Origin of the sequence: Thermogemmatispora aurantia (assembly GCF_008974285.1) — a bacterium.
GTDB classification, from domain to species: Bacteria; Chloroflexota; Ktedonobacteria; order Ktedonobacterales; family Ktedonobacteraceae; genus Thermogemmatispora; species Thermogemmatispora aurantia.
Genome location: NZ_BKZV01000003.1, coordinates 191,742 through 211,166 on the forward strand (window position 1 = coordinate 191,742; position 19,425 = coordinate 211,166).

A 19,425-nucleotide genomic window follows, 5' to 3' on the forward strand; every position below is an offset into this window, starting at 1 on the left:
GCAGGGCTGGCGGCGGCAGCCAGCTGATGGCTCGCTGGAGCGCGAAGGAACGGAACGGAGGTGTCTTGCGGTGTCTGCTTTGCTGCGTGTGCTCTGTTGCCTTGATGGGGTGAATGCCGAGGTGCTGGGCCAGGCACTTGCCCGGCTATGGCCGCTCGCTGGCGACCGACTGCGGGTGGGCTTGCTCTATGTCATAGATACGCGTCCGCTGGGAGAGCTGGAGCGAAGGCGGGAGCGCTTTCTGCGCCCTCCCCATCTGCCTCCGATCCGTCAGGAGCAGCTGCGCCAGGCTGAGCGGGAGACGGCGCAGGAGATCCTGCAGGAGGCGGCGCGCTATGTGCACGGAGCGGAGCTGCTCCAGCGCGAGGGTAAAGCCGAGCAGGAGATTGTACGCTGTGCCCAGGAGTGGGAAGCCAGCCTGATCATGCTCTGTGCCCGTTCGCCGCGCAATGGGCACGGGCCTGAGCGAGGGCCGGCCTCAGTAGGTCATGTGGCGCGCTTTGTTCTGGATCATGCAGGCTGCCCTGTCTTATTGCTGCGTGGGACGCTGCCTTCCGAGACGCCGGGCGCTTTCTGAACGCACTGGCGCTGGTGCACTGTCCTTTGAGCGTCCTGCTCTCTCTGAGCTTCCTCAACGCAAGGTGGTTTTCTCTGAGGTCCGCCCCCCGTGCTGTCGGCAACGGCGGGACAGTGGTTGAGGCTGAAACAGCCTGTGCCCGCCAGGCGTGAAAGACTCTGGCGACCTCTTCCTGCCGGATCAGGTCAGTAGCAGCCAGGCGAGTGAACTGTTCCCTGACTCCCCCGACGGTACCAGGGAGTCAGGAGGGCAGAGCCAGCCGGTAGAGGGCCGGGCTGGCTTGGGCAGTGACCTCTACCGGCGGACATGGCTCTAGAAGGATTGCCGCAGCGTGATATAATCGTAAAGCGTTCGGAAATTTCGGTCTCTACCGAAATAGGGCGCACCATTCCGGGCGAGAAGAGCCAGCACAGATGGCACCACTCCAGCGTAGGCCCCCCAGGGAGTGGCAGGCGATCCGCGCAGCGATAGGCTCTTGCGCCAGGCAGTGATTTGTGAGATGAGCCTATGTCACACAAGCGTGAGGAGCAGCTGCCGGAGGAGAGAGCCGGGGCAAAAACAATTCTGATTGTGGAAGATGACGATGGCATCGGCGCCTTCCTGGTCCAGGCAATTTCTCAAGAGACCCCGCATCGCGTGCTGCTGGTCCATGATGCTTTCCAGGCGCTTAAGGCGGTGCGCTCGATCAGGCCCGGGCTGCTGATTCTCGATTATCAGCTGCCGGGGATGAACGGTATTGAATTGTTCGACCAGCTGCAGATGATGGAGGATCTGGCGGCCATTCCGACCATTCTGGTGAGTGCCCGTCTGCCAGAGCAGGAGATCCGCCAGCGACAGATCGTGGGGCTGAGCAAGCCCTTAGAGCTAGATGAGCTGCTGGAGACGATCGAGCGTTTGCTCGGGGGGGAAACCCCGTCGCGCTAAGTGCGCCTTGAGCGTCCTCTCAGCGCCTGTCTGGCGAGAGGCTGGTGGCCTCAGTGGCAGCAAGGAGTAGGTGAACAAAGCCGCTGCCGCAGCGAAGCAACCGCTCGGTTGTTGGCAGGGGAGTGGGCGGAGGGGCAAACGGGCGCCCTTCGTGTGGATCCCACCAGTGCAGAGCGTCATGCGCCAGCAGCACTTCGTTCTGGTCCAAGACCGGCAGCGGGCCGGCCCAGGAAGCTACTCCTCGGATAAAATTGTAGACATGGCGAGCCTTCCACTCCAGGGCCGGCACCTGGAGATCCTCTGGTGACGGAGCGGGTCGATAGCTGCCAAGCTGGTCGTCCTGGGGAAGGTACGCAGCGGTTCCCTGAGCGATGGCCTGCACGGCGCGCACCAGGAGCTGGCCCCCGCGTTCGGCGCAGCGACGTTCCAGCTCGGCGTAAGTGATTCCATCGGGCACGCTGATGCGCTCCTGGGCCACGATGGGGCCGGTATCCAGGCGTTCCTCGACCAGATGCACGCTGACCCCCGTTTCGCTGAGTCCTTCACGAAAGACCCAGAACAGCGGTTCTGGTCCGCGCAGGGCAGGTAGCAGGGATGGATGGAGGTTGACAGCGCCCAGGCGGGGCAAGGTCAGGAGGGAGGACGGCAGGCGGCGCGGGAAGCAGGCGATGCAGAGCAGGTCGGGCTGGTAAGCGGCCAGCGTAGCCCGGGTCTCTTCGACCGACAGGCGAGCGACCTCCCAGACGGGTAGACCGGCGCCTAGAGCCAGGGCGACCGGTGAAGCTGTCAGGGCACTGTTCACGACGGGCAGCAATGGGCGGGCGCTGCGCTGCTGGGCAGGGGCCAGCAGGCGGCGTTGGGGGGGGCGAGATGGGATCTGGACCCGGCCCGAAGGCGTCGGCGGCGTAGGTGGAGCAGGTACCACCAGAGCGCAGACGGGGATGCCGGCCTGCAGCAGGGCCTGGAGCGGTAGCGCCGAGAAGATCCCCTCCATGCCGAAGAAGAGCACTCGTGGCCCCCCAGGGGGGGTGGCGGAAGAATCAGGCGTATTTGACATTGTTCTCAGCATTGGATACCATGTAGCCAAACAGCATTTTCAGGGAAAGCGTGGGGTATCTACCATGCCACGAATGGTCAACTGTGTCAAGCTGGGTCGTCAGCTCCCGGGTCTGGAGAAGCCGCCGATGCCGGGCGAGCTGGGCCAGCGTATCTATGAACAGGTCTCCGAGCAAGCCTGGCGCATGTGGGAGACCCAGCGCACATTGCTTATCAACCACTACGGTCTCAATCTAGCTGATCCCGAGGCGCGCAAGTTCCTGCGTGAGCAGATGGAAGAGTTTTTCTTCGGTAGCCAGGAAGAGCAGAAGCCCGAGGGCTGGATTCCCGAGGAGGCCGGCGTAGGCGTGGGACCAGGCCGAAAAGGCGGCGGACCGGCGCGCAAGAAATGAAGACGCCTGGCGCTATTCTCTTGCTCTCCTGCTACGAGCTGGGCCATCAGCCGCTGGCTCTGGCCTCACTTCAGGCCCGCCTGCGGGAGGCCGGCTATCAGCCCCGGGCGATCGATAGTGCGGTCGAGCCGCTCCGTGAGGAGGAGATTCGCGCCGCCCGTCTGGTGGCGATCTCCGTTCCTATGCACACGGCGCTGCGCCTAGGAGAGGCGCTGGCGCGCCGCATTCGTGCCGTGCATCCCCAGGCCTATCTCTGCTTCTATGGCCTCTATGCCCTTCTGAACGCGGACTACCTGCTGCGCGAAGTGGCGGATGCGGTGCTGGGGGGCGAGTATGAGGAGCCGCTGCTGGCGCTGGTGAGAGCCTTAGAGCGAGGAGAAGAGCAGCCAAGGGTGCCAGGGGTGCGCACGCGCGAGCAAGCGGCGGGAGCCTGGCTGCAGCGCCCGGCTTTCGTAGTGCCGCAGAGGCACGGCTTGCCGGAGCTGCAGCGCTATGCTCGTCTGGAGTGGAACGGCCAGTACCGTCTGGCCGGCTATGCCGAGACGACGCGTGGCTGTAAGCATACCTGCCTGCATTGCCCCATCACTCCCGTCTACCGGGGACGTTTCTTCGCCGTGCCCCAGGAAATTGTCCTGGCCGACATTCGGGCCCAGGTGGAGCAGGGGGCCGAGCACATCACCTTTGGGGACCCAGACTTCTTCAACGGCCCGACTCATGCCCTGCGCATTGCGCGTGCGCTTCATCGCGAGTTCCCAACAGTGACCTTTGATGCCACCATTAAGATCGAGCATCTGCTCAAGCATCGTCACCTGCTGCCAGAGCTGCGTGAGCTGGGCTGTCTCTTCGTGGTCTCTGCGGTCGAGTCGCTCAACGATGAGGTGCTGCGTCATCTGCACAAGGGGCACAGCGCTGCGGATGCTGTGGCGGCCTTTGGACTCATGGAGGAGGTGGGACTGACGCTGCGCCCGTCGCTGCTGCCTTTCTCGCCCTGGGAGACCCTGGAGAGCTATCTAGCGCTGCTTGATTTCTTCGAGGAGCGCCACCTGGTAGAGCAGGTGGACCCAGTCCACTTCTCCATCCGGCTGCTCATTCCCCCTGGATCAGCGCTGCTGGAGAGCGAAGGCAGGCCAGCCTGGCTTGGGGAGCTGGATGAGGCGGCCTACAGCTATCGCTGGCAGCATCCTGATCCACGCATGGATCATCTCCAAGAGCGGGTGGCCGTGCTCGCAGAGGAGGCAGCTCAGCAGGGAGAGCCTCCTGTAGAGACCTTCTTCCGTATCAAAGAAGAGGCACTGGCTGTCTACGGGCGCTCCTTCGACCGAGAGGCAGCGCTGAGGCGCTATGGTGAACCCAGGCGCCCGCCTCGTCTCACCGAAAGCTGGTTCTGCTGCGCGGAGCCGACCCGGGGCCAGTTCGGCTCGTGTCGTAGCCCAGCCAACCCGCGGCAGAGCGCCGCGGCGGCTTCCTCCGACTGCTGTGGTGTTGGGCACTGAATGCCGCGCTCTCGCCTGGCCAGGCGAAGAGAGCGCAGGCAAAAGGGGGTGATGAGCATGGTGGCTGTCTGGAGAGGGCCGCAGAGGAGCGCGCCCGTCTCGGCCCAGTCCAGACCAGACGGAGGCTAGCCCCGGTGGGGGTAGGCGCGCTCAGAGGACGTCGGCGGCAGGGGGGGCGTCAGGACGGCGTTGAGCACGGGCAGCTCACGGCGAATGTCGAAGCGCAGGCAGCGATGGGCAGAGCGCAGGGCCTCCTCGACTGCTGCAGGTGACTCTCCCCGGGCGAAGATGAAGCCCAGGTAACTGGCGCCTTCCGGCAGTGGTACCAGTGGATTGTGCAGCGGTGCGGTGATCTCAACGCCTGTAATGAGGGGGACCTGTTTGGCCTCCTCGATCCCCGATACGCCCTTGAGTATGCCAGCCTGGGGGATAGGGATCATCATGACTCCGGCGGCCTCCGGGCGGCGCTCCAGCGAGGGCAGCTCTCTTCCCAGAGCGTGCCGCAAGATCAGCTCCTCCAGGCACATTCCTGCCCCGAACTCCAGAATCGTCGAGCACAGTCCTCCTATCGAGCGCCCAGCGATCTCTAACATCCACGGCCCCTGCTCATTGACGCGTAGCTCGGCATGGACCGGGCCTTCGCGCAGGCCGATGGAGGCCGCGGCTCGCTCGACGCAGGAGCGGATAGCTTCCTGAACAGCGGCAGGCAGCCGCGAAGGAGTGACGTAGATGGTTTCTTCGAAGAACGGCCCATCGAGCGGGTCGGGCTTATCGAACAAGGCCAGAACTTGCAACTGCCCAGCGGTCAACAGTCCCTCCAGGGCAACCTCGAAGCCCGGAATGAAGTCCTCGACCAGGAAGCCCGTAGACCCTTCATCAAAGCCCTCGGCGAGGACGATGCGCTTCAGGCGGAGAAAGGCAGCCACAAACTCCTCGGGGGTATTGGCGCGAATGACGCCGCGGCTGCCCGAGAGGCGCAGAGGTTTGAGCACGCACGGGTAGCTGACGATGTGGGCGATGGCTGCGGGATCAGCGGTCAGCGGGAAGTGCCGGAAGACCGGGCAGGGCACACCGCCAGCGGCCATGCGCCGGCGCATCAGGTACTTATCGCGTGCCGCCTCGGCGGCATCCGGAGCATTGCAAGGCAGGCCGAGAGCCGCACTGGCCAGGGCTGCCAGCTCAACGGCGCTATCATCGACCGAGAGCACAGCCTGCAGCGGGTGCTCGCGAGCGAAGGAGACGATGCGCTGGACGGCCTCCTCAGGCGCTTTAAAGTCCAGGGCCAGGATCTCGGGCGAACGGCTGGAAGCCAGGCCCGGCGGCGTGTCCAGGCCGACGACGATCTCCAGCCCCAGACGACGAGCGGCGCTGACGAATGCTCCTCCCCGGTAAGTAGCAGGTGTCATCAAGAGGAGGACCCGCTGGCGCTCTTCAGCCATCGGCTGTGAGGAAGGTAATGACGGTCGCTGCGGTTGCTGACTGTTCATAGCACACATTGTCTATCTCTCACACACGGAGCAGATCGCTCGTGTAAAAAACGCAGAGATGGCTTCTCCGCGCTCAATCCGCCCGGGTATGCTTCCGCCGTGCCAGGGAAGGCAAGCGCAAGCAGGTATTTCCCTGACCGTCCGCAAGATGTGGACCGACGGGACGGGACCCGACCGAACTGGTCCATTGCTGGTCGGTCAGGTTGGGCCTGCAGGGGCGGAGAAGAGCGAGCGGGATGGCGGCGCTTTGATCATCTGCCGTCCCCAGGCATTATAGCGCACCAGACCGGCGAGCAACAGGGGGAGCCTTTGGCCAGGCCCAGGCCAGAGTCCCCTCCCTGCCTGCAACCAGTGTGCCAGCCTGGTCGTTCTGAAGATAGCTCCCGGGCGTCGGCGGTCGCTGGCGGTGGCGCAGAAAGCGGGGGGAGAGAGGAGAGCGAGGGCCGGCGCGTCGTCGGGACCAGGTCTTGATCGGGGTCTATGAGCCAGACAAAGGAGGAAAGCATGCCTGCACTCGTCTTCTGGATCGATGTCGATAATACGCTGCTCAACAACGACCACGTCAAAGCCGAGCTTGAGAGCGAACTGCGCGCCGTGCTTGGGGCGGCCTTGGCAGAGCGCTTCTGGAGTCTCTACGAAGCGGTGCGCCACGAGCGTGGCGTCGTCGACATTCCCCAGGCACTGGCCCGACTGCGGGCCCAGACGCCCCGGCAGGAGTTACCGGAAGCGACCTTCCAGCACGCCTGTGCCCTCTTCGAGCAGTACCCATTTGCCACAGCCCTCTATCCCGAGGCGCGAGAGACGCTGGAGCATCTGAGCCGCCTCGGTCTGACCGTTATCGTCTCTGACGGCGACCATCTCTTCCAGGCAGAAAAGATCGTCAACAGCCACCTCGCCGAGGCCGTGGGGGGACGTGTCCTCATCTATGACCATAAGGAGCGGCACCTGGAGGAGACTATGGAGCGCTACCCGGGCGAGCACTACGTAGCAATCGACGACCGGCTCGACCTGTTGGCTGCCTGCAAGTCTCAGCTGGGGGAGCGTCTGACCACTGTCTTTGTCCACCAGGGGAGGCATGCTGAGGAGGGGCTACAGCGTCCGGGGCACTATCAGGCTGATAGAAGCGTTGAGGCCATTGGCGAGCTGCGTTGCTACGAAGCCGCTGACTTCTTGCGAGCGGGTCCCAATCACTAGCCAGTGTCGGTGACAACTGGGCAGAGGCTTGTCAGGTAGCGGGACGGTGCTTTATCATCTGCAAGCAGTAGGGGGCATTGCTGTCAGGAGCATCTGAGGAGGGAAGGAATGTCGCAGGAAGCGTGGAAGGCCCAGTCTGGGGCAGATGGAGGAAGGGGCAAAGTTGTGCTCCCCCGTGGGGTGCAGCGCGCACTGCTCCACGATATCTGGGGCCGGCGGGAGATCGAAGCCTGCGGACTGCTCCGAGGAGAAAGGGATGCCGGGGGGAACTGGCGCATCGTCGCCGTGCATCCCCTGCCCAATGTTGCCGAGTCGCCAGTCTCCTTCGAGTTCGCGCCGGAGGACGTTCTGCAACTGGAGCTGACCTATCCTGGTCAGATTATCGGGGTCTACCATAGTCATCCGGGGGGGCCATATGGAGCCAGCGGCACCGACCGGGAGACCATGCGGCGTGTCAACAAGGAGCAGCAGATCCCCTGGGTCTGGCTTATCCTCTGTGGGCCATTCACGGAGAGCCTGCCGCTGGCGGCGGCAGCTGCGGGTGACCTGGTTGCCGAGGCGACCTGTGCCCGCTGGCTTACTGAGCGGCTGCTTGCCTATTATCACGATCCCCGTGAGGGGCTGCGGCAGGTGGTTGTGGTACTAGAGCCAGATTGCCAACCTGCGGAGGTTGAGCGGTCTGTACCGGCGGAGTAGCGTAGCAGGTGCCAGGCAGGGGGAGAGGAGCTATACGCTCACTCAAAAGGGGAAGTATCTGGCAAATTCCTGGCAGATCTGCTACACTCAGGGTGGAATCGCGAGAGGCTGGCTCATAAGCAAACAGGCAGCACTAACAGCGTTACCCAGGAGGATTACGGACTCAATGTCTCAATACAGTGTCTGTCCGCAGTGCGGCAGCCAGGTGGGGCCAGATGAGGCATTTTGTGGGCAGTGTGGTGCGGCGCTCACGTCCCCGGGGTCGCCGGCGCAGCCGACACAGATGACGGGGACGCCCCCCCCACCGGGGTCGAGGAGCGGACTCTTGCAGGGTTACAGCCGAGGGGTCTCACCGCCGCCCGGGTCCTATCCGGCAGGGCCTGGAGGGGGTCCAGGCGCGGGCAGCGCAACGCCGGGCCCACCTTCGCCCTGGGCGACCGAGCCGATGTCCAGCAGCGCGCTCGGAGGAGGGCCGCGGACGCCGGCGCCGAGCCAGCGAACAGAGTTCTATCAGGATGCGACAGAGGCCATGCCGGCGGCGGGTGCGGGGATGGCCGGTGCCGGCGGCTATGGGCAGCCAGGTCAGCTGCCCCAGGCGGAATTTCCCGCGGCGGCCACGGGCTACCCAACAGGCTATCAGGCGCCGGCGGGGGCGCCATACGGCACGGGGGTGCAGCAGCCCTACCCGGGGGCAGGCACGCCCTACCCGCCAACCATGCCGCCGTATCAGCCGGGGCAAACCGGCTTTGCCGGCCCCGGCACCTACCCAGGGGCTGGTGTGCCGGGGCAAACCTACGGAGGTGGTTTCCCGCCCCGCCCGCAGCCAGGTGGTGGTCCAGGTCAGCGAAACACCTGGATAGTCGTGACGGCAGTGGGGGCCGTAGTGATGCTTTTCCTTCTGATTTTACTGGGGGCCTTCGTCTTGATGCGGGGGGGCTCGCAGACGGCAGCGGTGCCGACAGCGACGGCTACAACGGCGGCGAGTCCGACGCCCAGTCCAACGCCCAGCCCAACGCCGACGCCCAGTCCAACGCCCAGCCCGACCCCAACCCCTTCGCCAGCGGTTTCGCCGACGCCGCCGCCCAATCCCGGCTTCGCCTGGTGTGATCAGTGCGTCAACGAGGGCTTCACTACCCAGTATCCGAGCGGTTGGAGCCAAAGCTCGACGCCCGACGGCACGGGTATCCGTTTTACCAGTCCCGCCAGTAGTGAGGTTACCGCCTCCTTCAAGGTACCGGGAGCGACCAACCAGACGCCTGATCAGCTGGTGGCCAACGAGATCGCGCAGTTGCCCGGAGCGACCAACGTTAGCCCGACGACTACCACCACGATCGGCGGGACCACCTGGCGCGCGGCCTCCGCTGATTATCAGCAGCAGAGCCAGGATCACATCCAGGTATATGCCACGGTCTATCAGGGCAGGGCCTATCTGATCGAGATTCAGGCCCCACGTGATCAGTTTGATCAAATGAATACGCAGTATTTTGCGACTATGCTGGCGACCTTCCAGTTTGTTTAAACAGGAGGCTGCCAGGAGAAGCCACTCAGCCAGCCAGCTGAGCTGGCCAAGTGGGGCCGGGCGAGCGGTCGTGGAGCAAGGTGTTGCTTGGGCCATACGCGAGGCTCGCCGGCAGGAAGGAGACCGTGCACTCTGCAGGGACAGCCCCGCGATGAGCCTGGTGCTCACGTCAGGGGCTTCTCGCTGGCTGGGGAGCGTGAGGTAGGCAGCCAGGCGGGCGGGCGAGAGAGGAAAGGTGGGGGAGGGCCAGCGGAGGGGAGGGTTGGTTGGTTCGGGGGACGCTCCAGGCGACCTGCAATGTAACGTTGAGAAAGATGGGCGAGGGTGGTATCCTGGATAAGGGAGAGCTTGAGAGAGCAATCAGGAAGCAGAAGAAGAGGAAGAGCAGTGCTATGGCGGTAGTTGCAGTTATTGGCGCCCAGTGGGGGGATGAGGGAAAAGGGAAGATTGTCGATGAGCTGGCGGCGCGGGCGCACTTCGTGGTTCGCTATCAGGGGGGGAGCAACGCGGGTCATCGCGTTGTCCATGAGAAGGGAGAGTTCGTCTTCCGTCTCATTCCCTCGGGGATACTCTATCCGCAGACCTCCTGTATCATCGGCAACGGCGTCGTCGTTGACCCGCGAGGTCTACTGGAGGAGATGGAAGAGCTGGAGCGGCAAGGGGTTGATATCTCGCGCCTCTATATCAGTGAGCGCGCCCATGTGGTGATGCCCTATCACTTCCTGCTCGACCGGCTAGAGGAGGAGGCACGGGGCGAAGAGAAGATCGGCAGTACCCAGCGCGGAATCTCCCCGGCCTATGTCGACAAGCATGCCCGCAGCGGCATTCGCATTGCCGACTTGCTCGATGTGGATACCTTCCGAAGCAAACTGGCAACGATCCTGCAGCAGAAGAATCGCATGATCACGCAGATCTATGGTCAGCCCCCGCTCTCACTGGAGGAGATCCACGGCGAGTACTTCCGCTACGGCCAGCGGCTGCGCCCCTATATCGCAGACACGCAGGCAATGCTCCACGAGGCCCTGTTTGAGCGGAAAACCATCCTGTTGGAGGGAGCGCAGGGGGCGTTGCTTGACATCGACTTTGGCACTTATCCCTTTGTCACGGCCTCCTCGACGCTGGCGGCCAACGCAGCCAGTGGGGCGGGGTTGCCTCCCCGTTCGATCGATCGTGTCATTGGCGTGTACAAAGCTTACATCACGCGCGTAGGCAGCGGGCCCATGCCGACCGAGCTGTTCGATGACGTAGGGGAAGAGATGCGGCGCCGTGGCCACGAATATGGGACCAACACGGGTCGACCGCGGCGCTGTGGCTGGTTCGATGCAGTGGCCGGGCGTTTCGTCGCCCAGCTGAACGGCCTTGACGCGATGGTCATTACCAAGCTGGATGTCCTGGACACCTTTCCCACAATTAAGATCTGCACCGCCTATCGTCTCTATGGAAAGACCATCCACAGCCTGCCGGCCAACCTCAACGACCTGGCGGCCTGTGAGCCAGTCTATGAGGAGGTCGAGGGCTGGCAGTGCAGCACCAGCGGCATCAGCGACTATGATGACCTGCCGCCTGCGGCCAAGCATTACCTGAGGCGTCTGGAGGAGCTGCTGGAGACGCCGATTGCCATGATCTCGGTCAGCCCTCAGCGAGGGCGGACCATCCAGCTTCAGGATGTGCTGGCCTAGCAAGGAAGACAAGAGGGCGAGGTTGCCTCTTCCTCGCCAGCAGAAAAGGAGGACAGAGGAGCAATGTCCGCAGAGCAGTTTGCGCATCTCAGTCCGGCGGCGCGTCGTGTACAAGAGGTGCTGACCGCGGGAGGGTTCCAATGCGAGGTCATCGAGCTGCCCACCTCGACCCGCACAGCCAGCGAGGCAGCGCGAGCTGTGGGCTGTGCCCTGGGGCAGATCGTCAAGTCGCTGGTCTTCCGCGGTCGGGAGAGTGGGCGTCCGATCCTTGTAGAGGCCAGCGGAGCTAATCGTGTGGATGAACGGCGGTTGGGAGAGCTGGTCGGCGAGCCGATCGAGCGGGCCGATGCCGACTTTGTTAAGGAGCGGACGGGGTTTGCCATTGGCGGGGTGCCGCCAGTGGGGCATAAGGAGCCGCTGGAGACCTTCATCGACGAAGATCTGCTGCACTATGAGCGTGTCTGGGCGGCTGCCGGTACGCCCTCGGCGCTCTTTGCCCTGACGCCTGCCGAGCTGCAGGCGATGACAGGGGGCCGGGTGGTGGCCATCAAGCAGCAGTTGTGATTTGACCGATGCCGGAAGGCACGTAACCCAGGAGAAGAGGAGGAAGGAGCACGCTGGCCCTATGGATCTGGCTGCAAAAAAACAGGTCTTGCGCTTGTTTACCTACGGTCTGTATGCCGTGTCCTGTGCCGATGGAGGAGAGGTCAACGCCTTCACGGCCAACTGGCTGACGCAGGCCTCCTTTGAGCCACCGCTGGTGGCGGTCTCAGTAGAGAACGATTCGCGTTCGCTGCCGATGATCCTGCGCAGTCGCGCCTTTGTTGTGAACGTTCTGCCGTCGGGGGCGCGTGAGCTGGCGGGTAAGCTCGGCAAGTCGGCGCTGCGCGATCCACGCAAGCTGGAGGGAGTAGCCTACCATCACGGGCCCGGAGGCTGCCCCATCCTGGACGAGGCCCTGGGATGGCTCGCCTGCGAGGTGCGGCATACAGTGCCCGCTGGTGATTCAACCGTGCTCGTGGCCGAGGTAGTAGAGGCCGGCGTTCAGCGTGAAGGGTCCCCCCTGACAATGGCCGAGACCGGTTTCCGTCACGCTGGCTGAGGGACTGTCTGTTTCCTCCGCATCGTGATCTCACTCAGTCAGGCCGGCCCAGGCTGGTGGGGGCGGGAAAGAAGCAGCCTATCTTGTTGTTGTGGGGACAGGGCCGGTGCAAGGCCGCGAGGCGAGGTGCTGTGCGGCAGGCTCCCGCTGGGGGCCTATCCACGACAAGGAAGAGAAGGAGCCGTTTGATGTCGTCACAGGATGCGGACCAGCAGGTCCGCGTTCCCCTCTCTGGTGAAGGCCGGTCTGTTCCTGGACCCCAGGCGCAGCCCGGTCTTCCCTGTGTCTTTTGCGATCGTTCATCCCTGACCACTGTTCTGCATGAGACGCCGGCCTACCTGCTCATCGCTGACCATGCACCGCTGGTCGAGGGTCATCTGCTGATCCTGCCGAAAGAACATTATGCCTGCTACGGCGCCGTGCCAGCGGCCCTTGATGAGGAGCTAGAAGCTCTCAAGCGTCTGGTGAGCCGCTTTGCTGCCCGCTTCTATGCCCCCCTGCTCTTCTGGGAGCACGGTGTCTTTGGTCAGACTGTTTTTCATGCGCATCTGCATTGCATTCCCTTCGGCGTTGCCAGCTATCAGCAGCGCCTTGAGCGGCTCGCAGCGGAAGCCATCCCTGTGCGGGAGCAGGAGGACATCCGCCGCTGGTACCGTCAGCGAGGCCATTACTTCTATCTGGAAGACAGCCAGCAGGCGTTGCTCTTCCCTCCTGATCCGCGCAGCTACCGCGAGGTCATCTACGAGGTGTTCTGGAAGAGCCTTAGCCCCGAGCAGCAGCGGCAGGGCTGGCAGCGCAAGGAAGTGCGCCTGCGGGCAGGGGCCGGGTGGCCGGCGGCCACAGCACGCAAGTGGGAGCAATTCTGTCGGGAGGAGAAGACACATGCCTACACTGATCGAAGCCGTGCGGGATGAACTTGTGGCTGTGGGCGAGCTGCGTCTCCACGTCGTGCAGTGGGGGGAGGCGGGGCCGCCCGTTGTCTGTCTGCATGGGTTGACGGCCAATGCCTTCTGTTTCCAGGCCTTTGCCGATGCTCTGGCCACGGACTATCGTGTCATTGCCTATGACCTACGTGGGCGGGGCCGAAGCGAGCGTCCGGCCCAGGGTTACAGTGTGCCGATCCATGCCGCTGACCTGGACCAATTGCTGACGGCTCTGGGGCTGGAGCGCGTGGCGCTGCTGGGACACTCCCTTGGGGCCTTGATAGCACTCTTCTATGCTGCCTGGCGTCCGGAGCGTGTTAGCAAGCTCGTCCTTGTTGATGCCGGGGCGCCTTTGCCCTGGCGTACACCCGAGGAGCAGCCAGCCTGGCTGAGCGCCTCCATTGCGCGCTTAGGTACGCCGGTGGCCTCCTTCGAGGAGTATCGCCAGCGTCTGCAGCGCCTGCCCTTTCTGGGGCCCTGGTGGAATGCCTATCTTGACCGCTATCTGGAGCATGATATCGAGCGTCTTCCAGATGGGAGCGTGCGCTCGCGTGTCTATCGGGAGGGGGTGCTGGAAGAGGGACGGAGAGCGGATGAGGCGCGTCCAGCTGAGCAGTGGGAGCGTGTTCAGGCGCCGACGCTGGTTCTGCGAGCGGGGGCTGGCATGTTTGCCCCAGATGATCAGCTGCTTTCCCGAGAGGCGGCCCGTGAGCTGGTGGCCCATATTCCGCAGGCGCAGCTCGTCGAGTTCCCGACGCTCAACCACTATACCATCATTTTTGGTACCGAGCCGGGGCCGGCTCAGGCGATCCGGGCCTTTCTGGGGGGAGCTGAGGGAAGCCAGCCTGGGCTATAGTGGCAGGGTGGGACAAGGGGGGACGAAGTGAAGAGGCCCCCACCCCTGGCAGTTCCTTTGCGGACTGCGCTGCGAGCGGGGTGGGGGTGGAATGGTAAGGGCAAGGTCAGGCCAGCCAAGGCCAGCCAAGACCAGCGGATGGAGGACGTTGAAGTTAGGGGAGAAAAGGAGAGTCCAGCCTGCGGATTCAATCTACTGAGCGGCTGGAGCGGAGCGAGATCTCCCTCCGGCCTTCCCGGCCTCCACCCTGGTCAAACCAGGGCCGCAGCGCGCTGGAGCTGGTGCAGGCGCATACGGATTCCGTAGCGCGGGCGGAGTGTCACAGCCGCCTCCGGTTCGATGCGTTGTCCAGGCACCAATTCAGCCTCCCACGAGCGGACCAATGTGGCCAGGACGAGTACGCCTTCCATCCAGGCGAACGGTTCCCCGATGCAGAGGCGAGGGCCGCCGCCAAAGGGGAAGTAAGCGAACTTCGGGCGGGCGGCCCTCGCCTCTGGCGTCCAGCGCTCCGGTAAGAAGCGATCTGGCTCCGGGTAGAAGCGCGGATCATGGTGAACGACGTACTGGCTCATGATGATGCGGGCCCCCGAGGGGATGGTCAGGCCGCGGATGTCGCAGTCGCGGATGGCCGTGCGATCGATGCTCCAGGCTGGTGGAAAGAGGCGCATTGCTTCGGCCAGCACCTGCTCGGTGTAGCTGAGGCGAGAGAAATCGTCGGCGGTGGGCAGGCGATCGCCAAGAACCTGCACCACCTCCTGGCGCAGACGCTTAGCCACCTCGGGATGCTGAGCGAGCAGGTACCAGGTCCAGGCCAGGGCATTGGCCGTTGTCTCATGGCCAGCCAGCAGCAGCGTCGTCATCTCGTCGCGCAGCTGCTCGTCGCTCATAGCCCCCTCCTCGTCGTGGGCCAGCAGCAGCCAGGAGAGCAAGTCGCCCTGATCGCGCCCGCTGCGGCGGTGCTCTTCAATAATGCGGTAGATGACGCGGTCCATCTCGTCGCGGGCGCGGTAGAAGCGGCGACGGATCGGCAACGGCAAGCGTTCCAGCTGCTCTGCCCAGGGAGAGAGGCCGATCTTGATAAAGGCTTCCATCGCCACGGCCATAGCCTGGCTCACCGTGCTGGCCTCGCGCTCCACGTCGACATTGAAGAGCGTCTTGCCGGCGATGACCAATGTCAGGCGCATCATCTCCTCAGCCATATCGACGACCGCGCCGTCCTGCCAGGACTGGGCCAGGCGAGAGGCCTCCTCGACCATCGTGGTGGCATAGGCAGCGATGCGCTGGCGGTGGAAGGCTGGCTGAATCAGCTTGCGCTGTCGCTTGTGAAAGTCGCCCTCGCTGGTCAGCAGGCCCTGGCCGAGCATGCGGCTGGTCATCTGGACCCCTTGTCCTTTATGGAAATTGGCGTGCTGGACAACCAGCACCTCGCGAATATCTTCCGGGTGACTCAGGAGGAAGATCTCCAGCGGGCCCCCCTTCACGTGGACCACATCGCCATACTTGCGCGCGAGGCGCAGAAACGTCATCGGCAGATTGCGCCGCGAGAGCAGGGCCAGGATCTCGATGAGATTTGGACTGGCCGGCTGGCGTCTCGTCGGCGTCTCAAGCACTTGTGCTTGCACCATAGGTAGCGATTCCCCTTTCCCAGAGAGAGACGGCGTGGCGGCCTGGAGCCAGATCAACAAGGCGACGACTGCGAGGTCGCGGGCGCGGTGGCCAGCTCGCCGACCTGCTGGCCCTGCAGGAAGGCCAGCAGGGCCTCGTTGAACAGCTGTGGTTGGTCATACATACAGATGTGGTTGGCGTGCTCGATCAGGTAGAGACGAGCCTGCGGGATGGCAGCGTGGAGCTGGCGCCCGAAGCTGAGCGGGACCAGGTCGTCTTTGGCCCCCCAGATGAGCAGCGTTGGCGTGCGGACCGTCGGCAGAAGTGGGCGGGCGTCCAGAGCCACGATCTGATGAGCGGCGCGCAAGATCATCGGGGTGCCGGCCCGGACACCGTCGTAGAGCAGGGTTGGCCAGAAGGCCGGCGTTGTGCGCGCCAGGGCCAGAGCAGTGGGCCAGAGGAGCTGCGCTACCGAGCGCTCGAAGGGGATGCCGATGGAGGCCACCAGCACCAGACGCTTCACTTGCTCGGGACGCTGGACGGCCAGAGCCAGAGAGACATAGCCTCCCATTGAGTGGCCGACCAGAGAGAAAGTCTCCAGGCCCAAGGCCTGGCAGAGGCGATCCAGCCAGTGGGGGGCGCGCAGCAGGTGGAACTGGCGACGAAAGCGCCGCATGGCGCCGAAGCCGGGCAGGTCGACCAGGTAGACGCGATAGTGTTGGGCGATGGCAGGAATATTTCTGGCCCACCATTTGGTGGATCCGGAGAGACCATGCACAAAGACCACCGGCTCGCCCTCGCCGGCGTACTCGTAGCGCACCGGGGTGCCATCAACGGTGACGACCTGGCTGTGTGTCTGAAAGGCGGCCATTGCCCGTTTTCCTCCTCTGTGATTCAAGCAAGCCCAAACAAGCCAAAGAGTTGCGCAGTTGCCTGTGCCTGAGTTTTTGGGAGCGAGGGCAGGGTCTTCACGCGCCACGCGCGGCGAGGAGAGTATGGCGCCCGTTCACCCACCCCGCCTCCCTCTGTTCAGCGCGAAGAGCTGCCTTGCTCATGCAAGCTGGTGATGGTGGCCAGCAGGGTGCGAATCGCTAGCTCGGCGAGCTGCTCCTTGCTCAGCTGGTGCTCCTCCAGCCAGGCGAGGCTGAGGGCTTCGACGAAGCCGACCCAGCCAGTGATGGCCAGGCGCAGCGCGGGCAGCTGGCGCTCACTCTCCGGCAGGCCCTGCAGGACGCGCTCAACGTAGGTTTGCCGAACGTGGTTGAGAATGGCCGCAACCTCTGGGTCGACGCCCACGCCGCCACGCAGCAGGGCGACGTAGGTGCGCGCATGCATCTCTGCAAAGGTGAAGTAGGCCAGCAAGCCGACGCGCAGGCGCTCCAGCGGCTCCAGGGAGGTATCCGGCTCGGTCAGCTCCAACAGTTGACTGGTGCTGTGTCGGAGTACGGCCAGGTAGAAGTCATGTTTGGTCGGAAAGTAGTAATAGAGCAGGCCCTTGGAAATGTTGGCGGCGGCGGCGATATCGTCGATGGCCACCTCGTCGTAGGAGTGCCTGCTAAAGAGATCCAGGCCGACCTCGATGAGCCGCTCGCGACGTGTCTTGCGTTTCTGCTTGTGAAGCATCAGGTGATCCCCCAGCGCTTGATCATGCGCCGAGCCAGTGGCGAGCGGTCGTAGCGGTGGGCGCGTGCCAGGCGGCGCAGGCGTAGCAGAATCACGAGATCGACGAGGGCAGGTAGATGGCGCGCCAGGCCAATCTCCAGAGCGCCCAGGCGCGTGGTGGCGACGTCGCGGCGCACGCGCCCACCGCAGCAGCGCACCAGGGTACGCACGACGGCCTCCAGCGGCTCCTCGCGCACCAGGTCGGCCAGTGAAAGGCCGGCGGCCTCGGCAGCAGCGTGGATTGGTGTGCGGATGTAGCCCGGGTAGACGGTGGTGACGCCGATCTGGCTGCCGTATTCCATGCGCAGGGCATCCGACCAGGCTGCCAGAGCACGCTTGCTGGCGGCATAGGCTGAGGCAAAGGGGACCGTGGCAAAAGCCAGGCCGGAGGCCACATTGATGACACGCCCGCGCGAGGCGAGCAAGGCCGGCAGGGCATAGGCGGTCACCGTCCAGGGGCCAAGCAGATTGACCTCCAGGGTGAGGGCAACGTCCTCACCCGGTGGGGTACCGGCGTCCTGGGGGAGGCCGATACCGGCGAGATTAATCAGAATGTCCAGCCCGCCTAGCTCGTTGAGGGCTTGGGCGACAGCACGCTCGACGGCTTCGCTGCTGGTGACGTCGGCCTGAATGATGCCCTCACCTCCACGCCGGTCCAGACCAACAACGCACGCTCCCCGTCGGCGCAGCTCGGCACAGGTAGCGCTGCCGATCGCCCCCGCGGCTCCGGTGACCAGGACCCGCTTGCCAGCCAAGGGACCACGCTGGCGACTTTGCATAGGTGATCTTCCTCCCTTCGTGCTGCTTGCCCAGCCGTCTCAGGACTGGCCGGTGGGGCCGGCGGCGGGTACGGCATAGCCAGGAGTGCCTTCCGGTGTGGGCTGCGGCAGGTTTCGGTCGCGGCTGATGCCCCCCGGTTGACTGCGCCGTGGAGTCAGACCCTGGAGACGACGGCGCAGGCGCTCAATGGAACGCATGGTCTCCTGGACACCGACGAGATAGCGCGCTGAAGGTGGCTCCCAGCGGGCTATGAGATTGGCGATGGGGGCGTCCAGCCGCTCCTGGCATTGGACCAGGTCAACCAGCAGGCGAGCGCCACGGCTGATGAGTGGGCCGGCTCCGCCACGCGGCTGGAGCAGACCGAAGATGTAGAGGTTAGCCAGGTCCGGGACCATCAGGTGGGCCACCAGACGGGGATAGCCGTGCTCCCAGGAGAAGAGCTGGTGGTCGAGGAAGGGGAAGGAGACGTTGAAGCCGGTTGCCCAGACGAGGGTGTCGAACTCCTGGCTGCTGCCGTCGACAAAATGGACCCGCCTGCCGTCCAGACGGGCGATGTCTGGCTTTGGGCTGATGAGGCCGTGGCGGATGAAGTAGAGCAACTGGGAGTTGACAATGGGATGGCGGTCGAAGAGATCGTGATCCGGTTTGGGTAGCCCATAGCGTGAGTTGGGGCCGACAATGAGCGCCAGGGCGGCCTTGATGATGAGCTTCTGGAGCCAGAGCGGCATCCAGGGCATCTCCATCTCGGCTACGGGGATGCCGGCGATCGTTTTGGGCAGGAAGTAGTAGCCGCGGCGCATCGAGATGGCCACTTCTTTGATGCGCTTGCTGAGGGCTGCTTCGACGGCGATGTCACAGCCAGAGTTGCCGGCTCCGACGACGAGGACTCGCTCCCCCTCGAAGTCGTCGGCGTTTTTGTAGTCCTTGGAGTGCAGGGTCTTGCCGCTGAAGCTTCCTGGATAGTGGGGGTAGCGCCGATCCCAGTGGTGGCCGTTGGCGACAATGACGCCACGATATTCCAGGCTGCGCCCGTCGTCCAGGGTGACGCGCCAGCCACTGAGGCCACGCGGGTCGAGTGGCTCGATGCGCTCCACGCGGCGCCCAAATTGGATGTAGCGTCGCAGCCCGTAGTGGTCAGCGTAGGAGCGCAGGTAGTCAAGAACTTGCTGCCGACTGGGAAAGTCAGGATAGCTGGCCGGCATGGGGTACTCTTCGTAGCCGGTGCTGTTGCGTGAGGAGATGATGTGCGTTGCATCGTAGACGCCGTTGAGCCAGTTGCCGCCGACGTCGTCGTTCTTCTCAAAGATGTCGAAGGCAATGCCGGCCTCCTGAAAGGCGTGGGCAATGCCCAAACCTGAGTAGCCGGCGCCGATGATGCAGTAGCGCGATGCCGATGCCATGCGTGTTCCTCCTTTGGTGGTGACGGCTTGCTGCGTCGGTGCCGGTCAACCCCTTGACCGGCCCGGGCCAAACGCTGGAC

18 protein-coding genes and 2 pseudogenes are annotated in these 19,425 nt (G+C 64.2%); 13 read left to right on the plus strand and 7 right to left on the minus strand.

Annotated elements, in window-relative coordinates; all coding sequences use genetic code 11:
* Window positions 1–70: 70 nt before the first annotated feature.
* Window positions 71–577: a universal stress protein gene (locus KTAU_RS10500; protein WP_170293210.1), complete on the plus strand. Its 507-nt coding sequence runs from the start codon at window positions 71–73 to the stop codon at window positions 575–577.
* A 507-nt stretch (window positions 578–1,084) separates the two neighbouring features.
* Window positions 1,085–1,501, plus strand: a complete 417-nt coding sequence (locus KTAU_RS10505) for a response regulator (RefSeq protein ID WP_151728349.1) — start codon at window positions 1,085–1,087, stop codon at window positions 1,499–1,501.
* Between the two features lie 19 nt (window positions 1,502–1,520).
* Here KTAU_RS10505 and KTAU_RS10510 read toward each other — a convergent pair whose 3' ends face one another.
* Window positions 1,521–2,558 carry a methionyl-tRNA formyltransferase gene (locus KTAU_RS10510; RefSeq protein ID WP_265576166.1) on the minus strand — a complete coding sequence of 346 codons (1,038 nt, stop codon included), beginning with the start codon at window positions 2,556–2,558 and terminating at the stop codon, window positions 1,521–1,523.
* Between the two features lie 64 nt (window positions 2,559–2,622).
* Here KTAU_RS10510 and KTAU_RS10515 point away from each other — a divergent pair, with 64 nt between their 5' ends.
* Together KTAU_RS10515 and KTAU_RS10520 are read left to right on the plus strand one after the other, a co-directional pair.
* Window positions 2,623–2,949: an oxidative damage protection protein gene (locus KTAU_RS10515; RefSeq protein WP_112426468.1), complete on the plus strand. Its 327-nt coding sequence runs from the start codon at window positions 2,623–2,625 to the stop codon at window positions 2,947–2,949.
* Window positions 2,946–4,361 (plus strand): annotated as a pseudogene (locus tag KTAU_RS10520) (CUAEP/CCAEP-tail radical SAM (seleno)protein); the annotation flags it as partial. The gene KTAU_RS10515 and the pseudogene KTAU_RS10520, both read left to right, overlap by 4 nt.
* Before the next feature lie 206 nt (window positions 4,362–4,567).
* Here the strand turns inward: KTAU_RS10520 and KTAU_RS10525 are convergent.
* A complete protein-coding gene (locus tag KTAU_RS10525) occupies window positions 4,568–5,929 on the minus strand; it encodes an ATP-grasp domain-containing protein (RefSeq protein ID WP_228026400.1) in 1,362 nt (453 codons plus the stop codon).
* Between the two features lie 504 nt (window positions 5,930–6,433).
* Between KTAU_RS10525 and KTAU_RS10530 the strand changes: the two genes are divergently transcribed.
* From KTAU_RS10530 to KTAU_RS10565, 9 genes and pseudogenes are all read left to right on the plus strand, one after another.
* Window positions 6,434–7,123 carry an HAD family hydrolase gene (locus KTAU_RS10530; protein WP_170293212.1) on the plus strand — a complete coding sequence of 230 codons (690 nt, stop codon included), beginning with the start codon at window positions 6,434–6,436 and terminating at the stop codon, window positions 7,121–7,123.
* Between the two features lie 108 nt (window positions 7,124–7,231).
* A complete protein-coding gene (locus KTAU_RS10535) occupies window positions 7,232–7,819 on the plus strand; it encodes a M67 family metallopeptidase (protein ID WP_151728353.1) in 588 nt (195 codons plus the stop codon).
* A 166-nt stretch (window positions 7,820–7,985) separates the two neighbouring features.
* Window positions 7,986–8,063, plus strand: a pseudogene (locus KTAU_RS22360) (zinc-ribbon domain-containing protein); the annotation flags it as partial.
* 201 nt (window positions 8,064–8,264) lie between these two features.
* Window positions 8,265–9,338, plus strand: a complete 1,074-nt coding sequence (locus tag KTAU_RS10540) for a hypothetical protein (protein WP_151728354.1) — start codon at window positions 8,265–8,267, stop codon at window positions 9,336–9,338.
* 392 nt (window positions 9,339–9,730) lie between these two features.
* Window positions 9,731–11,017, plus strand: a complete 1,287-nt coding sequence (locus KTAU_RS10545; RefSeq protein WP_112426455.1) for an adenylosuccinate synthase — start codon at window positions 9,731–9,733, stop codon at window positions 11,015–11,017.
* A 63-nt stretch (window positions 11,018–11,080) separates the two neighbouring features.
* Entirely contained in the window at window positions 11,081–11,581 is a 501-nt protein-coding gene (locus KTAU_RS10550) for a YbaK/EbsC family protein (RefSeq protein WP_151728355.1), read from the plus strand.
* Window positions 11,582–11,642: 61 nt separating this feature from the next.
* Window positions 11,643–12,119, plus strand: coding sequence for a flavin reductase family protein (locus KTAU_RS10555; protein WP_151728356.1), 477 nt, complete (start codon window positions 11,643–11,645; stop codon window positions 12,117–12,119).
* Between the two features lie 188 nt (window positions 12,120–12,307).
* Window positions 12,308–13,033: an HIT family protein gene (locus tag KTAU_RS10560; RefSeq protein ID WP_151728357.1), complete on the plus strand. Its 726-nt coding sequence runs from the start codon at window positions 12,308–12,310 to the stop codon at window positions 13,031–13,033.
* Window positions 13,002–13,898, plus strand: coding sequence for an alpha/beta fold hydrolase (locus KTAU_RS10565; RefSeq protein ID WP_170293213.1), 897 nt, complete (start codon window positions 13,002–13,004; stop codon window positions 13,896–13,898). Before KTAU_RS10560 ends, KTAU_RS10565 begins: the two co-directional genes overlap by 32 nt.
* A gap of 251 nt (window positions 13,899–14,149) precedes the next feature.
* Here the strand turns inward: KTAU_RS10565 and KTAU_RS10570 are convergent, their stop codons facing one another.
* From KTAU_RS10570 to KTAU_RS10590, 5 genes are all read right to left on the minus strand, one after another.
* On the minus strand, window positions 14,150–15,523 hold the full coding sequence (locus KTAU_RS10570) for a cytochrome P450 (RefSeq protein ID WP_151728359.1): 1,374 nt from the start codon (window positions 15,521–15,523) through the stop codon (window positions 14,150–14,152).
* Window positions 15,524–15,576: 53 nt separating this feature from the next.
* A complete protein-coding gene (locus KTAU_RS10575; protein ID WP_151728360.1) occupies window positions 15,577–16,374 on the minus strand; it encodes an alpha/beta fold hydrolase in 798 nt (265 codons plus the stop codon).
* 158 nt (window positions 16,375–16,532) lie between these two features.
* Window positions 16,533–17,126: a TetR/AcrR family transcriptional regulator gene (locus tag KTAU_RS10580; RefSeq protein ID WP_151728361.1), complete on the minus strand. Its 594-nt coding sequence runs from the start codon at window positions 17,124–17,126 to the stop codon at window positions 16,533–16,535.
* On the minus strand, window positions 17,126–17,944 hold the full coding sequence (locus KTAU_RS10585; protein WP_151728362.1) for an SDR family NAD(P)-dependent oxidoreductase: 819 nt from the start codon (window positions 17,942–17,944) through the stop codon (window positions 17,126–17,128). Before KTAU_RS10585 ends, KTAU_RS10580 begins: the two co-directional genes overlap by 1 nt.
* A gap of 39 nt (window positions 17,945–17,983) precedes the next feature.
* Window positions 17,984–19,345 (minus strand): flavin-containing monooxygenase, encoded by a 1,362-nt coding sequence (locus KTAU_RS10590; RefSeq protein ID WP_151728363.1) that lies wholly within the window; start codon window positions 19,343–19,345, stop codon window positions 17,984–17,986.
* Between the last annotated feature and the right edge of the window lie 80 nt (window positions 19,346–19,425).